Source organism: Polynucleobacter sp. IMCC 29146 (assembly GCF_021395195.1).
In the GTDB taxonomy this organism is placed as follows: Bacteria; Pseudomonadota; Gammaproteobacteria; order Burkholderiales; family Burkholderiaceae; genus Polynucleobacter.
Genome location: NZ_JAJVCR010000003.1, coordinates 177,668 through 192,967, shown reverse-complemented (window position 1 = coordinate 192,967; position 15,300 = coordinate 177,668). Strand labels below are relative to the sequence as shown.

Genomic DNA, 15,300 nt, shown 5'->3' with positions numbered 1-15,300 from the left:
TGCTTCTAGCGCTGGGTTGGGAAGCTTGGTACTTGGTTACCCTTAGCATACATGCATTGTTGATAAGCAATGTTGTATTGGGTTTGTGATTGATTTTGTTTGCCTGCTGCGTTTGCTGCTCCCATTGCTGCGCCGCCCAATAAACCCACTCCTGCGCCCGTTCCCACATTTTGATGATTACCACCTTGAATAACAGCGCCAGCAACTGCCCCTAACGCAGCGCCAACCGCAGCACTAGTTGCCCCCTCTTTCAAAGCTGCATTCGATGTATCCACGGTGGAGCTGGTAGCGTATTGTTTGCATTCTTGATCTTCTTTTTGAAAGACATCAAAGGGTTTGCCTGCTCTTGGCATTACTGCTACCGTTGGGCCAGTTGGGGCTGAAGTACATGCGGCTAAGCCAACAACAGTAGCGGCTACGCCAAAAGCCGAACAAATTAAACGTTTCATTAAAGACCTTTAAATAAATTAAAAATTGCGCTACTGCGGCTTTACTTCATGCGCCCCAGAGGGCGGCATAGCAGGTAGCACCTGCCAATCGGTTGCACAAGTTTGCACATACGGAAAATAAGCTTTACTCAGCGCGCAGTAATACCAAATGTTAGGCTGGGGTTGAGAAACCATGACCATAGGCTCAGGTGGTGCATAGACCACAGGAGCAGAATAGGGATAAGCCGGCGGCCCATAAAAACCCGCCCCTACAAAAACAGGGGCAACCGCATATGGGTAACCCCAACCATAGCCGTAACGAAAGCCACCACCATAGCCGTAAGCAGGTCCACCGCGCCAGCCAACGTTCCATCCAGCACTGCCTCCGTTACCACCTCGCCACCCACCATAGTGTGCGCCAGCCTGCACAACGCTAGTATGAGATAGACCTGCAAGCCCGCAGATAAGCGCTAAGATAGTAAAAGTGGATTTCCCAAAAAAGCCATGCGGATCAAATTTAGATTGGGTTGAATTAGGTTTGAGCTTTTTTTGCATAATCTCTCCATAAATTCGGGGTTAGTCGTCAGTATTTATTCTATGCTGATCAGCTATTAACGGCTGAAAAGATACTACGCTGACAAAGCACTTCATTTAATCCCTCAAAAATAGGCCTAATCGGCCTTAGCCCCCGACTTTTTCACGATTCCAGTCCATTTTTCTCTTTCTTGGTCAATAAAACGTGCTAATTCTGTGGGACTATTCGGTGCAGGCTCGAGCCCACTTGCCCTTAATTTGCTCTGTACAACAGGCTGCATCAAGACTTCTTTAGTCAGTCGGCTTAAGCGAGTTTGTATTGCAACAGGCAGACCCGCAGGCCCTACCAAGGAAAACCAAGAAACCGCTTCAAAACCTGGTAAGCCTTGCTCTGCAATAGTCGGAATATCGGGTGCAGCCGCCGAACGCCTTAGCGAAGTAATACCAATTGCGCGTATTTCACCCGCCTGAATTAATGGTAATGCTGAAACCAAATTATCAAAAGCCATACTGATGCGCCCGCTAACGAGGTCAGGTAAAAATTGTGCCCGCCCCTTGTAGGGAATATGCCGTATTTGTATTCCAGTCATTTCCTTTATTAGTTCACCCGACATGTGCAAAGAAGTACCCGAGCCCGATGAACCAAAAGTCAGCTGATTAGGCTCGGTTTTGGCTAGGGTAATGAGTTCACTTAAATTACTGACCCCTAATTTTTTATTCACTACCAATACATTCGGGGTGCTAGCTAAAAAACTAATGGGTGCAAAATCACGGACAGGGTCATAGCTCAATTTCTCGTAAAGCACGCCATTAATTGCATGGATGCCAACGGTGCCAATTAACAAGGTATAGCCGTCAGCATCGCTTTTAGCTACAAAGTCGGCGCCAATATTGCCACCAAAACCTGGGCGATTTTCAACTAAGACGTTTACTCCCAGAGTCTTCTGCCAACTTTCAGCCAAAATACGCGCCAATGTATCGGGAGCACCCCCAGGCGTAAAGCTCACGACCAGATGAATTGGCTTTTTGGGCCACAGCATCACGTCGCTTTTCTGGCTACTAGCACTAGCACTAGCATTTTTATGCGCATTCGCTTGCGAAAAAGCTACCGTGCTCAGCAGGCAAAAAACTAAGCTCAACAATAAACTTGCAACTATTTGAAAATGTTTTTTCACGGGTAAATTAACTTATACCAAGCTGATGTGCTAGATCGAGAAAATCTTTAGCATGAAAATCAGTCCAAGTCTCCACCTGCATATCTTGACGCAAATGATTTGGCCCATGCTCAAAGGGGCGCTCAACAAACGCAGTTTTAAGACCTAGTTTGTGGGCCGCTAATAAGTCGTCTTTATGGGTAGCCACCAGCATGACCTGCTCGGGAGCAATATCAAAGGTTGCCGCTACCCCTAAATAGGTTTCTGGATCAGGCTTGTAATGACGAAACACTTCGGCTGACAAAATTAAATCCCACGGCAGCCCCGCATTTTTCGCCATCTCGGCCAATAAGCCTAAATTCCCGTTCGATAAAGTCACAATAGTGTATTTGCTTTTGAGCCGCTGTAAACCCAGTACGGTATCGGGCCACGCGGCTAGCCGATGCCACACCAAATTCAAATCTTTTTTCTGCGCCTCATTCAGTGCATCAACCTTGAACTCAATTAGCACTTGATCCAGAATCATCCGATGTAAATCGTCGATACGCGTCCAGGGCAACTCACCTGAGCGCACACGGGCCATAGCGGGCTTATAGCCATTACGCCAAGAAGTGGCAAATGCTAATGGATCAACATTGAGATCAAATTGAGATACTTCTTTTGCAATAGACCCATGCCAGTCAACGACGGTACCAAAAACATCAAAGGCCAAAACACGAATTGCGCCTACATTACTCAAGGCTTGCATAGGAGTTACCATATTTAAAGCAAGGATTGCCGAAGGTTCATTATCTCATCCCCATCCAAAAATAAGTGCAGTTTGATAAGTAATAAAAGAGGCTAAATAAGCTAAGCCAAATAAATAACCAAGCATAATCAGGGGAATTTTCCAACCACCTGTTTCGCGCTTCACTGCTGCAATGGTCGAGAGGCACTGCGGCGCAAAGACAAACCAGGCCAATAAAGAAAGTGCGGTGGCTAAACTCCATGCGTGGGAAATTAACGGAATCAGAGATTGACTAGCTTCAGTATTAACTACAGATAAAGCATAAACAGTCGCCAATGAACTCACCACGACTTCACGTGCAGCCATGCCTGGCACTAAAGCTATGCTAATTTGCCAATTAAAACCAATCGGTTGAAGAATAACTGCCAATGTTTTACCTAACATGCCCGCAAGGCTATATTCAATCGGCGCACCACTAGCATTTGGTGGTGGGGCAGGAAAACTAGAGAGCGCCCATAGGCATACTGTAAGCACAAAAATAACTCCGCCTACCCGTCGCAAAAATATTTCACATCGCTGCCATAAACTAATCAGTAAATTACCTAAACGGGGCAAATGATAACTCGGCAGCTCCATCATTAAAGCATGTACTTGAAATTGCTTACTGGTAAAGTGCTGCAAAACCCAAGCCACCGCCATTGCGCCAACAATGCCCACAAGATACAGAAAAAATAATACGAGACCCTGTAAATCAAGGCCCGCCCATAACTTTTGATTGGGAATAAAAGCAGAAATTAATAAAGCATATACAGGTAAGCGCGCTGAACAAGTCATCATCGGAGCAATTAAAATGGTTACAAGACGATCGCGTGGATTAGAAATACTCCGCGTAGCCATGATGCCCGGAATAGCACAAGCGAAACTTGACAGCAAGGGAATAAAAGAGCGGCCCGATAGGCCAACTGTCGCCATTAAGCGATCTAATATAAAGGCAGCTCGTGGTAAATAGCCCGACTCTTCGAGCAGCAAAATAAAAAAGAACAGGATTAAAATTTGCGGGAGAAATACTAATACCCCCCCTAAACCTGCCAAGATGCCATTGATGAGCAAGCTACGTATCCAAGAATCTGACATATGGGAACTGACTACTCCCGCCAAAGCATCAATTACCCACTTAATTGCTTCCATCGGCAGGGCAGCCCAACTAAAAACGGCTTGAAAAATTAAAAAAAGTATTGCTACAAGAATCATGGGGCCGAATATTGGCTGCAGCAAAATACGATCGAGACGATCGGCTAATACATCAGGCACCACTTCGTTGAGTGCGAGCTTTTCTAGTATTTGATGAACCCGCAGATTATCGGTTTCAGTGTGATTGAGCAGGCTATTAACTTGTCCAGTTCCTGCAGTTAGCCGAGATAAATTCGACCAGTCCAGCTCATCTAAAAAGTGCTTCAAGTCATCAGCCCCGTGTGGCTTGATGCCAATGGTCGAAATCACCGGCAAACCTAACTCCGCCGATAAATCAGCAAGCTTAATTTTTAAACCCTTGCGCTGGGCAATATCTGCCATATTGAGCAAAACAATACAGGATAAACCCAAGCGTTTTGCTGCTAACACTAACCGTAAGTTTCTGCGTAGATTTGTGGCATTTAATACACATAAGACTAAATCGGGGCGCTTTTCGCCTTCGGCACGACCGAGCAGCACATTGCAAGTGACTCGCTCATCAAGCGAACGGGGATACAAGCTATATGCGCCCGGTAAATCTAGAATGCGGATGGCTTTACCCGAAGGCAGTGTGAGGCGCCCTTCTTTACGTTCAACGGTGACGCCAGCATAATTCGCCACTTTTTGCCGACTACCGGTGAGCAAATTAAAGAGTGCTGTTTTGCCGCAATTAGGATTACCCAATAACGCTAACAGCGGATCGCTATCAAAAAAATGAATCTTGCTCGATTTCATTGAGAAATAATTGCCACCTCAATCAATTGAGCCTCGGCGCGCCGTAAAGCAAAAGTTGAAGTGCCAATTCGCACCATTAAAGGGTCGCCCAGCAAGCTGCGCCGCAATACAGTTACCTGCTCGCCAGGCAAAAACCCAATATCTTCTAATTGTTGGGCTAATTCAGGCTTATTACTCGGCGCATTTACGCGCTCGACTTGTCTTACTAAGCCAATGGGAAGCTGGTTCACAGTGATGGATTTCATGGTTGTTTCACACTAACAAGCTAGAATCACGCAAGCATTTCATATGCCGAAAATTGTTATCAAGAATCATTATCATTATAAGCTATTCTATTGAGAATGATTCCTATGATCGGTTTAGAGCGTTTTTTTGATTTTGGCGTTAAAACATGTCGGATTTTCAGTTCCAGTATCGCCATCTACTTGGCAAACTTCGAACCCAAATTAATTGCTGGGAGGGATACTATCTACTCAATTTTCCTGCCCTATTCCTTTTCCTTGCCCTATCCTTGATCGCCATACCTCCTGCCATTGCAGCTGAAGCCGTCTCCGATACGCCGATTGTTGATAGCTTAACGCCATTAGCCAATGATACCGAGCAATGGAGCATTCACGCGCAATCAACTTATATATCGCAATGGAAAAATAACTTTAATTCACCCTACTATGGTGAAAAAAGTATGCTGAATAAAACTGAGGGCGATATTGGTCGCAGCTACACCTTCTCTGCCACGGTATTTTTGGGGGCGCGCTTATGGGAAGGTGCGGAGGTGTATTACAACCCAGAAATGTTTGAGGGGCTGCCCTTTTCGAATTTTAGTGGACTGGGTGGTTTTACCAATGGAGAATTACAAAAAGGGACTTCAGTACCCCCTTCGTATTACACTGCGCGCGCATTTATACGCCAAACCTTTGGCCTAGGTGGCGGTAAGGAACATATTGAAGGGGTAGCCAATCAATTAGCTGGTAATGTTGATAAAAATCGATTGGTCTTTAGTTACGGTAAGTTTGCTGCTTTAGACTTTTTTGATGCCAATACTTATAGCCGTGATCCGCGTACCCAATTTTTAAACTATGCCATTATGTCCAGCGGTGCTTATAGCTTTGCAGCAGACGCCAAAGGCTATACCTATGGCGTAGTTGCAGAGTGGTATCAGGGTGATTGGGTGACACGTGCAGCACGTTTTGCCATGCCAACCGAGCCTAATACCTTGCAGCTTGATTACAGCATGACGCAAGATTACGGCAATCAAATTGAAATTACCCGTGACCATACCATAGGGGACCAAGCAGGAAAAGTTCGCGCTTTATGGTTTCAAACCCATGCTTATATGGCCAACTATCAAAATGCCATTAGCTTAGCCGCTAAAACCAATTCGGTCCCCTCAATCTATAACGCTCGGCAAGCCAATCAAACGGCATGGGGGTATGGCTTAAATGCAGAGCAAGCTTTGACCAAGGACATCGGCATTTTTGCGCGCTGGAGTTGGAATAATGGCCAAACTGAAACCCAAACATACGACATTAGTAAGTCATTATCTGGCGGTGTTTCTGTGAATGGTGCAATCTGGAACCGCAAAGAAGATACCTTTGGGTTAGCTTTTGCAGCCAATGGCATTTCTGCTTCTGAAATTAACTACTTACAACTAAAAGCCAGCACGATGTTTATCGGTGACGGTGCCTTGAAATATAAGCCCGAACAAATTATTGAAACTTACTATAGTTTGAATGTTTATAAAGGTATCTACTTAACTGCCGACTATCAGCGCATTGCTAATCCAGCCTATAACGCTGCACGGGGCCCGGTCAATTTCTTTGGCCTACGCGCCCACCTTGAACTCTAAAGAAACTATTCATAACGCAAAGCTTGAATCGGTTGCATAGTGGCAGCTTTCTTGGCAGGATAGTAGCCAAAAAATATACCAATCGCGGCAGAAAACCCAACTGCAAGCGCAATCGATGCAAACGATAGCTCGACTGGCCAACCGGCAAGCGAACCCACTAATAACGAAGCAATAGATCCTACTAACACCCCAATCACGCCACCAATAGTAGCTAAAGTCATCGCCTCAACTAAAAATTGCGCCAAGATATCTTTACTGCGCGCGCCAATTGCCATGCGTAAACCAATTTCTCGAGTCCGCTCGGTTACTGAGACCAGCATAATATTCATAATGCCAATGCCACCTACCATTAAGCTTACCGATGCCACTGCAGCCAATAAAAGCGACATCACTTTACTCGATGCCTCTTGCGCTTGTAATATCTCGGTCAAATTACGCACTGTAAAATCATTATCAGCAGTAGGCTGAAGACGGTGGCGTTGCCGCAATAATTCAGTAATATGTTCTTCGGCTAGTTTCATATTCTCACCAGCCCCAACCTTCACAATAATTGAGCCCACCCGTGAAATTCGCCCTAAGGCCTCACCAAAAATCCGCCTGCGCCCAGTAGATAATGGTACAAATACGCCATCATCTTGATCTTGACCTTGGCTACTTTGCCCTTTGCGCTCTGTAACACCAATCACTAAAAATGGAATGCCTTTAATGCGCACCATTTGATCAAGCGGATCAACCTCTTCGAATAATTCACGCGCAACCGTTTGCCCTAAAATCACCACTTTACTTGCACCTTGTAATTCGCCAGCATCAAAAAATCGACCTTTAGCTAAAGTCCACTCACGCGCATCAAAGTAATCATTTTTGACGCCATAGATAGTGGTACCCCAATTATTATTGCCAGTCACGATTTGTCCAGCGCCCCGTGAAGTTGGAGCCGCAATGGCAACCTCAGGTACCTCGCGCACAATCGCAATAGCGTCTTCTTCGGTTAAGCTTTGTGCATTACCTGCGCCTAGACGCACCCCCGATTGCAATAAGGTACCAGGAATTAATATCATTAAATTAGAGCCAAGACTGGATATTTGTTCTTTCACGCGAGCCTGAGCGCCGCTGCCTACGGCCACCATCGTAATCACCGCCGCCACACCAATGATGATGCCCAGCATCGTTAATATCGAGCGCAATTTATTAATTCGTAACGCTAATAAGGCAATCGATAAATTGGTTTTAAGATCTAGTTGCATTACGCTAATTCACTTGAATATCAACGATTTGACCATCACGAAAAGTTATTTGTCTTTTGGCATAAGCAGCAACCTCTAAGGAATGGGTTACCACTATCACCGTCATACCTTGCTGATTTAGACGGGTCAATAATTCCAATACCTCAACCGAAGTTTTAGAATCTAAAGCGCCAGTAGGCTCATCGGCCAAGATTAAAAGGGGATCATTTACTAAGGCTCGCGCGATCGCAACACGTTGTTGTTGGCCACCAGATAACTCAGCGGGTGTATGGGTCAAACGCTTGCCCAGCCCCACTTGCTCTAAACGTACGCGAGCATGAGCGATGCGCGCTTGCTGATCTAAATGGGCTAGTGGGCCATTACGCGCATACAGTAAGGGCAGTGCCACATTATCGAGGGCCGAGGTTCGCGGTAACAAATTAAATTGTTGAAATACAAAACCAATTCTGCGGCTACGAATATCTGCTAAAGCATCCGTATCCATTACTTCGACATTCTCTCCAGCCAAATGATAAGAACCACTTGTTGCTTGATCAAGGCAGCCAATCAAATTCATAAAAGTAGATTTGCCAGACCCCGATGCGCCCACTATCGCCACAAAATCTTGCTCATCAATATCCAGTGATACATGATCTAAGGCGTGGACGATTTGATCGCCCATGCCATATGTTTTGCTTAAATTTTTAGTATGAATCAACACGTCATTTAATTGTGTTTTTAAAACATGCGTGGGCCAGCCGGCCGACTTGGGCTGCTACTGGCAGCGCCAGAAGATTTACTATCCGGCGACTGTATGCCAATAATCACTTCCTCACCTACTTTAAGGGGCGGTAATTTTGTGTCATCATCGGGCAAAATTTCGGTGAAATTACCATCGCTTAAGCCGGTCTTAATCATGCGCTGCACTGCCTTAGAACGAAGACCTTCAGCTTCTAAGAGCCAAATACGGCGGATCGTCGGTACGCCGCGATTACCCGCACCGCCAGCGCCACCGCCGCCTTTACGAGAAGCGCTAACAGGTGGCCCCGCACTGGATGGTGATGTACTCAACTGTACTTCGCCAGCAGCCGGCATACGAAAACGCAAAGCCGCGTTAGGTACCTTTAAAACCTTTTCGCGTTTATCGATCACAATTTTTACGTTCGCTGTCATCCCCGGCAAGAGCTTGAAATCGGGATTATCGGCTGACAATATCACCGTATAAGTCACCACATTTTGAATGGTTGTTGGTGCTTTACGAATTTGTGTAATCTTAGACTTGAAGATACGGCCAGGAAATGCATCGACGGTAAAACTGGCATTCAGTCCCTCGCTTAAACGACCTACGTCGGCTTCATCTATTGCAGTATCGACTTGCATCTCAGCTAAATTTTTTGCAATAATAAAAATCTCAGGAGTTTGTAAACTAGCCGCCACGGTTTGCCCAACTTCCACGCTCCGCTTCACAACTACGCCATCGACAGGTGCTCGAATAACTGTATCGTCAAGTGATTTTTTTGCTGATCGTAAAGCCGCCTCAGTTGTTTTATAAGCCGCTTCGGTTTGCACTAGGGCTTGTGGGGAAATAAAACCCTGTTTAATTAACTTAAGGTTAAATTGATGATTTTTCTGTGCTAAGGTGTAATTAGCCAAGGCTTGATCATATTTAGCTTGAAAATCGCGTGGATCAATTAAAGCAATCACTTGCCCCTGCTTTACTGGCGAATTAAAATCGACTAATAATTCTTTTACCATACCAGTTACTTGTGATCCTACCGTAACTTGTTTTACTGGATTTAAAATACCACTGGCATTAATTGAAGCAACCAGAGGGCCCTCCTCAATTAAAGCAGTACGGAAATCGGGCGTATTTAAACCGAAAACCGAACGTACTAGAAACCACAAGAGCGTAATCACCATGCAGGTGATCAAGCCGATACTAAGCCAGCGCCAGCGACCCACGAAGCAGCGCTGCATGAAACGAGTTAGCATACCGCCAAACCAGCTTCTGCTCACTAGCTGCGTTACGCGCAAGAAAAAAGGCTTTATTCTTTTTAACATCTTTATTAATCAATTAAAAAAACCCACCAGATCACTCTGATGGGTTTATCAGGCTAAAGCGGCATAACCGCAAGCTAGTTTACTTCTTTGCAGGTGCTGCTGCTGGAGCTGCTGGAGGTGTAACAAAAGTAATGACTGTTTCATCAGCATACTCAACCATCACATCATCACCAACTTTAAATTTCTCAAGACCAAGTACAGCTTTGTCCACTTTTACTTTTTGCTTCTCACCGCTTGGCAGGGTGAAGGTGACAACGCGTGAAGCGGCATCAATTGCAGTAATTTTGACAGTTGCAAAAACGGTGTCGGTAATATCGGTAAATGGCTTAGCACCACCTTTACCGGCAATTTGTACAGAGCGAACGCCTGAAACGCCAGGTTTTGCATCTTTACCTGCTGCTGTTAAGCCTACGGCAACAGCTTCAGCATGCTCAACTACAAAAATATCGCCCTTTTTAACTTTGCCTAAGTTATTAACGTCTTTAGAAACGCGCATTCCTACCATATTGCCTTTGTCGTCTTTAAACATGACGGTGCGTGCTTTCATATCCACTGAATCAACCGTGGCAGTAATAACAACTACACCAGCTTCGATTGGCATCATGGCTGGTTTAGCTGGTTTAGCTGGTTGAGCAATTGCAGTTGCAGTAACGGTTGCAAGCATTGCTGCAAATAGTAATGATTTTTTCAAGATAACCCCTAAAAGAAATAAAAGAAAGTTAATGCCGCAAAACGTAAAGCGGGCAACTAGCCAGCTGGGAATACGCCATTAATCTGTCAGCATTCTAACCTGTTTCTATGGCTATTTAAGCTTAATTTATTGCAATGCAATAAATTCTCTAATAATCTAGCGCATGCGCCCTAAAGGGAATAAGCACAAACATAGGCGCTGGACCAGGCCCATTGGAAATTATGGCCCCCTAAATGCCCTGTCACATCAACGCATTCACCAATAAAGTAGAGGCCAGGATGATTCCGCGCCATCATGGTCTGGCCATTTAAAGCGTCGGTATTTACCCCGCCACGCATCACTTCAGCCTTATTCCAGCCTAAGGTACCAGCCGGCTTAACCCGCCATTGGGTGAGACTGGCTTTTAATGCCTGCTGCTCAATCTTGCCAACTTCAGCCCATTTCTTGCTCAATAAACCCGCTTGCTCAGCAAACATTTTTGCTAATCGCAGGGGCATCACACTCGCCAAAATATATTCAGTAGTTTTAAGACGGTTTACGTTGGCAGAAAAAATTTCATCAAATAATGTTGCGCCAGGCATACCCGCTTTATTACTCAGCCAATCAATTTCAATTGGCTCGCCCTCTTCCCAATAACTACTTGCCTGCAATACACCAGGGCCCGAAAGACCCTTATGGGTTAATAATAAATCCTCGTGAAATACGCTGGCTCCATACTGCTGTCCTTTTATCCCTGAGCGAATAGCTACTGGCAAGCTGATGCCTGCTAAAGAATCGAGTTGAGCAAATGCCTTTGCTGTAAACGACAGTGGCACTAATGCCGCACGTGGTGTAATCACGTCAATATTAAATTGCCTAGCAAGATCTAAAGCAAAACTGCTGGCACCTATTGCGGGAACGGGTAAGCCACCGGTAGCAAGAACTACTGCATGGGTGTTGTGGATGCCCTGTGCAGTCATTACTGCCCAGTGTGATGATGTCGAATCAATCGCACTAACGCTTACTGGATGCCGAATTTGTACTTGGCCTTTAGCGCATTCCTGAAAAAGTAAGTCTATTATTTCTTTGGCCGAGTTATTACAAAATAATTGTCCTGCATGTTTTTCGTGAAAACTAATCCCATAAGCTCTTACTAAATCAATAAATGCCCTAGCGGGATAACGCGCTAGAGCACTTTTCATAAAATGCGGATTAAGAGATAAAAATTGTTGTGGACTGGAATCGGTATTCGTAAAATTACAGCGTCCACCACCACTAATACGGATTTTTTCACCCAATACTTCAGCATGATCCAACACCAGAATTTTTTTACCACGTTGACCTGCTAGGCCAGCACAAAATAGTCCTGCAGCGCCACCGCCAATAATAATTGCGTCCCAGATTGCTGGTGTGCTCACTTATAAAATCTCAGCAACCTCGGCAAAGTCAAAACGCGGACCGCGCGGATATAAGAAATGAGATTACTCATTCGGAACCTAACATCAAATTATTAGCTTGACGTTTTTCAATAGAATTTTTCAACAAGGCAGCTACCCGATAAACTCCATGGGCAAATTTGCTATAGGGCATGGTGAGAAAAAATGCCATGACAAAGCCGAGATGTACTGCTAATAAAATTGCCATGGCCGCAGTCTCGCGATACGCTAACAATAGTAATCCAGAAATACTAATGAGCAACAATAGCAAAATAAAGCCGCGATCCATTGGCTTTTGTGATGCATCGCCATGTTGCTCTGCGCGGGTGAAATTTAAATACAACAAACCTAGCGGGCCGATGACTAAACCTACTCCGCCTACCGTTCCTAAAATAACTGGCAGACTCAAAATTGCATAGGGTGCCTGCCAGCCAAATACATAGTGGTATAGCGTAGCCACACTAGTGGCAGCAAAGCATAAACCAAAACCATAAAAGGTGTAATGATGAAAACGTTTACGCCATAAGGAAAAACCATCGTCCGCATTATTGCAGCCTTCGCCATGGCCACCGCCAAGGTACTTTAAGGTAAGGGCATCATGCGCCGCTTCTGCGCTTGCCACTAAGCTGGCCGCGTCCATCCCACCAGAAGAAATATTCTGCCAGAAATCCCTTACCCCAATACCTAAAGCAAGCACGGCGAATAAGAAGGTGGCGCTAAATAGATAAGCTAGCGTATTGTGCGAAAAGACAGCGTAAAAGTTTCCATTTACACTGGGGCTCATTAAACTACCATTTAATGCTAGCGTTAATATCAAGAAAAAAATGAGTGCAAGCGAGCTTGCCAGGACTAAAGTAATACCGTTTTTACGATATAGGGCCCCAAGTGCTCGTGGCCAAGCATATTCAATATAAGTTTCCTTTCTCACTACGGCCATAGACTGCGGCACATTGACGCCAAACTCATGGGGTGGTGCATATTGGCAAGCATGTAAACAGGCGCCACAGTTATGGCATAAGTTGGCTAAATAATGAATATCACTCGGGCTAAATGTGAGGCGCCGCGTCATCGCTGGGAAGACCGCACAAAACCCCTCACAATAACGGCAGGCATTACAAATTTGTAGAATACGTGCAACCTCGCCCACTGCTGGATCGATTGCTATTTCGGCAGCATTTGCGCCTAAAGCTTGAGCTTCTGCCACTAATAAATTCAGTTGCCGCATCCGTCTACTAGTTCCTCAGGTGAAATACCAATTATCAAGTCCATATGATATCCACTATCATGAATTTTGACCGATGCAGACACGATTGGATAAAATGAAATTTCTTAGGCCTCTGGCTTGGCACTCAGCATTGCTGCAGCAAGTGCTGCGATTGTGCTGTTTTTGCGTAATCGGCTTTTTTTATACTGCCGCCATTAGTCAAACTAACCCTCCTACCAATATGCCACTTTCTCCTACCCTCATTCAAACCTTTGCACCCACGGGTAAATTACGGGTTGGCATCAATTTAGGCAACCCTGTTTTAGCCTCCCAAGAGCTTGGCACAGGGGCGCCAAAAGGCGTATCGGTTGATATTGCGAATGCGATTGGCAAACAGGCGGGTGTAGGGATTGATTTTCAGTTATTTAAAAGTGCAGGCGCTACTGTTGAAGCGATGAAAAATGGTAGCCTTGATCTCATTTTTGTTGCGATCGATCCCGTGCGCGGTGCTGATATTAGCTATACCCCTCCCTATATTCAAATCGAAGGGGCTTATTTAGTGAAGAGCAATTCCCCATTCCAAAAAAACGATGAGGTCGACCGGCCTGGAAATGAAATTGTGGTTGGCAAAGGCAGCGCCTATGATCTCTTTCTTACGCGTGAAATAAAACAAGCGAGCCTCATACGAGTAGCAAGCTCACCTGCAGTGGTCGCAGAATTTATGAGTGGTAAAGGGAATGTTGCCGCCGGCGTGAAGCAGCAACTCGAGGTTGACGCGAAGCGCTATACCAATGTCCGTTTATTGCCAGGTCGCTTCATGGTCATCAATCAGGCCATTGGCACCCCAAAAGAACGCGCCAATAGCGCAGAAATTACGAGCTATTTAAGCGCCATCATTACTAATCTGAAATCATCGGGCTTTGTTGCTGAGGCTATGAAACGCCATCAGATTGAAGGCGCTCGCGTAGCCGAGTAATCCTTGCACGATGAAGTCAGTTGCTAATTACTAAAAGCCTTGTGAACAACTATCGCGTAGATTACGTAGCAGAATTCGACTGGCTAGCCTTTGGGGTTTTTTTCTTAGCTTTCTTGTCAGCCTTTTTCTTGGCTTTTTTATCTTTCTTCGCTTGCTTGGCACTTTTTTCTGGCGCAGCAGCGGAAGGCGTATTCGGGCTAGCCATCGGCGCAGCACTTGGGGCGGGCGCTGCAGCAGGAGCAACCGGCGCTGCTGGCGCAGCGGCCTGAGCAAAGACAGTTGCTGAAGGCATAGCTACTGCAGCTGCGATAAAGCCTGAAAGCACTACTTGGGATATACGTTGAACCATTTAAATCTCCTCATCAAATACAATTCGTAGAATCATCATACTCTTTGAAAGAATCGTCATGGCACAGTTTCCCTCCGATATTTATACCGAGCCTAGCGACGTTAGTGTAGATACGCTGAAAAACCTCGGCCCGCTTACCCGCCTTGCTGGAATATGGGAGGGCACTAAGGGGCTGGATGTAAAACCCAAAGCAGCGGGCCCTAAGCAACAAGCTTATGTAGAGCATATCGAACTACAGCCTATCGACCCTCAAACCAATGGCCCCCAACTGCTATATGGTTTGCGTTATCACACCTTTATTACCAAGCCCGACAATATCAAGATGTATCACGATCAAGTTGGGTACTGGTTGTGGGATCCCAAAACCCAGTTAGTGATGCAAACCTTGACAATCCCGCGCGGTCAAATTGCCATGGCCTCGAATACCGTAGACCCTCAGGTAGATCAATTTAAATTAAGCGCCTATCAAAATGATCCTACTTCAGGTATTTCGTCTAATCCGTTTCTTGAATATGCCTTTAGAACCACTGAGTACCATATTGAAGTTAGTTTTAATGCTGATGGCACGTGGTCATATCAACTCGATACCATTCTCATAATTAAAGGTCAAACTGAACCATTTCACCATACCGATGTTAATACCTTGCATAAAATTGGTGAGCCCACCCCCAATGGTTTAGCAGCGCATTTATATTCTCCTCAAGCGGCTTAAAGCTGCTGCGTTTAA

General features: G+C 45.4%; 16 protein-coding genes. 3 read left to right on the top strand and 13 right to left on the bottom strand.

All coding sequences use genetic code 11. From position 1 onward, the window contains the following. Window positions 1-5 precede the first annotated feature (5 nt). From LZT22_RS04800 to LZT22_RS04775, 6 genes are all read right to left on the bottom strand, one after another. Complete coding sequence (locus LZT22_RS04800) at window positions 6-449, bottom strand: glycine zipper family protein (RefSeq protein WP_233923931.1); 444 nt, start codon at window positions 447-449, stop codon at window positions 6-8. A 30-nt stretch (window positions 450-479) separates the two neighbouring features. Further along, window positions 480-983 carry a hypothetical protein gene (locus LZT22_RS04795; RefSeq protein WP_233924093.1) on the bottom strand — a complete coding sequence of 168 codons (504 nt, stop codon included), beginning with the start codon at window positions 981-983 and terminating at the stop codon, window positions 480-482. A 116-nt stretch (window positions 984-1,099) separates the two neighbouring features. Further along, window positions 1,100-2,137, bottom strand: a complete 1,038-nt coding sequence (locus LZT22_RS04790; RefSeq protein ID WP_233923930.1) for a tripartite tricarboxylate transporter substrate binding protein — start codon at window positions 2,135-2,137, stop codon at window positions 1,100-1,102. 7 nt (window positions 2,138-2,144) lie between these two features. Then, entirely contained in the window at window positions 2,145-2,864 is a 720-nt protein-coding gene (locus LZT22_RS04785) for a haloacid dehalogenase type II (RefSeq protein WP_233923929.1), read from the bottom strand. 45 nt (window positions 2,865-2,909) lie between these two features. Beyond that, window positions 2,910-4,808 carry a ferrous iron transporter B gene (locus tag LZT22_RS04780; protein ID WP_233923928.1) on the bottom strand — a complete coding sequence of 633 codons (1,899 nt, stop codon included), beginning with the start codon at window positions 4,806-4,808 and terminating at the stop codon, window positions 2,910-2,912. After that, window positions 4,805-5,053, bottom strand: coding sequence for a FeoA family protein (locus LZT22_RS04775; RefSeq protein WP_233923927.1), 249 nt, complete (start codon window positions 5,051-5,053; stop codon window positions 4,805-4,807). The genes LZT22_RS04780 and LZT22_RS04775 overlap by 4 nt, the downstream gene beginning before the upstream one ends. A 146-nt stretch (window positions 5,054-5,199) precedes the next feature. Between LZT22_RS04775 and LZT22_RS04770 the strand changes: the two genes are divergently transcribed. Further along, window positions 5,200-6,654, top strand: a complete 1,455-nt coding sequence (locus tag LZT22_RS04770) for a carbohydrate porin (protein WP_233923926.1) — start codon at window positions 5,200-5,202, stop codon at window positions 6,652-6,654. Between the two features lie 5 nt (window positions 6,655-6,659). Here the strand turns inward: LZT22_RS04770 and LZT22_RS04765 are convergent, their stop codons facing one another. The 6 genes from LZT22_RS04765 to tcuB all read right to left on the bottom strand — a co-directional run bounded on the left by LZT22_RS04765 (window position 6,660) and on the right by tcuB (window position 13,269). Further along, a complete protein-coding gene (locus LZT22_RS04765) occupies window positions 6,660-7,898 on the bottom strand; it encodes an ABC transporter permease (protein ID WP_233923925.1) in 1,239 nt (412 codons plus the stop codon). Window positions 7,899-7,902: 4 nt separating this feature from the next. Further along, a complete protein-coding gene (locus LZT22_RS04760) occupies window positions 7,903-8,595 on the bottom strand; it encodes an ABC transporter ATP-binding protein (protein ID WP_233923924.1) in 693 nt (230 codons plus the stop codon). A 20-nt stretch (window positions 8,596-8,615) separates the two neighbouring features. Beyond that, window positions 8,616-9,938, bottom strand: coding sequence for an efflux RND transporter periplasmic adaptor subunit (locus tag LZT22_RS04755; RefSeq protein ID WP_233923923.1), 1,323 nt, complete (start codon window positions 9,936-9,938; stop codon window positions 8,616-8,618). 79 nt (window positions 9,939-10,017) lie between these two features. Continuing rightward, the gene (locus tag LZT22_RS04750) at window positions 10,018-10,629 is read right to left on the bottom strand and encodes a hypothetical protein (RefSeq protein WP_233923922.1); all 612 of its coding nucleotides are present in this window, start codon (window positions 10,627-10,629) and stop codon (window positions 10,018-10,020) included. A 170-nt stretch (window positions 10,630-10,799) separates the two neighbouring features. Next, window positions 10,800-12,026 carry an aminoacetone oxidase family FAD-binding enzyme gene (locus LZT22_RS04745; RefSeq protein ID WP_233923921.1) on the bottom strand — a complete coding sequence of 409 codons (1,227 nt, stop codon included), beginning with the start codon at window positions 12,024-12,026 and terminating at the stop codon, window positions 10,800-10,802. A gap of 67 nt (window positions 12,027-12,093) precedes the next feature. Then, window positions 12,094-13,269, bottom strand: coding sequence for a tricarballylate utilization 4Fe-4S protein TcuB (gene tcuB, locus LZT22_RS04740; RefSeq protein WP_233923920.1), 1,176 nt, complete (start codon window positions 13,267-13,269; stop codon window positions 12,094-12,096). 220 nt (window positions 13,270-13,489) lie between these two features. Here tcuB and LZT22_RS04735 point away from each other — a divergent pair, with 220 nt between their 5' ends. Continuing rightward, entirely contained in the window at window positions 13,490-14,224 is a 735-nt protein-coding gene (locus tag LZT22_RS04735) for an ABC transporter substrate-binding protein (protein WP_233923919.1), read from the top strand. A gap of 61 nt (window positions 14,225-14,285) precedes the next feature. Here LZT22_RS04735 and LZT22_RS04730 read toward each other — a convergent pair whose 3' ends face one another. After that, a complete protein-coding gene (locus tag LZT22_RS04730; RefSeq protein WP_233923918.1) occupies window positions 14,286-14,573 on the bottom strand; it encodes a hypothetical protein in 288 nt (95 codons plus the stop codon). Between the two features lie 58 nt (window positions 14,574-14,631). Here LZT22_RS04730 and LZT22_RS04725 point away from each other — a divergent pair, with 58 nt between their 5' ends. Then, window positions 14,632-15,285, top strand: a complete 654-nt coding sequence (locus tag LZT22_RS04725) for an FABP family protein (RefSeq protein ID WP_233923917.1) — start codon at window positions 14,632-14,634, stop codon at window positions 15,283-15,285. Window positions 15,286-15,300 lie beyond the last annotated feature (15 nt).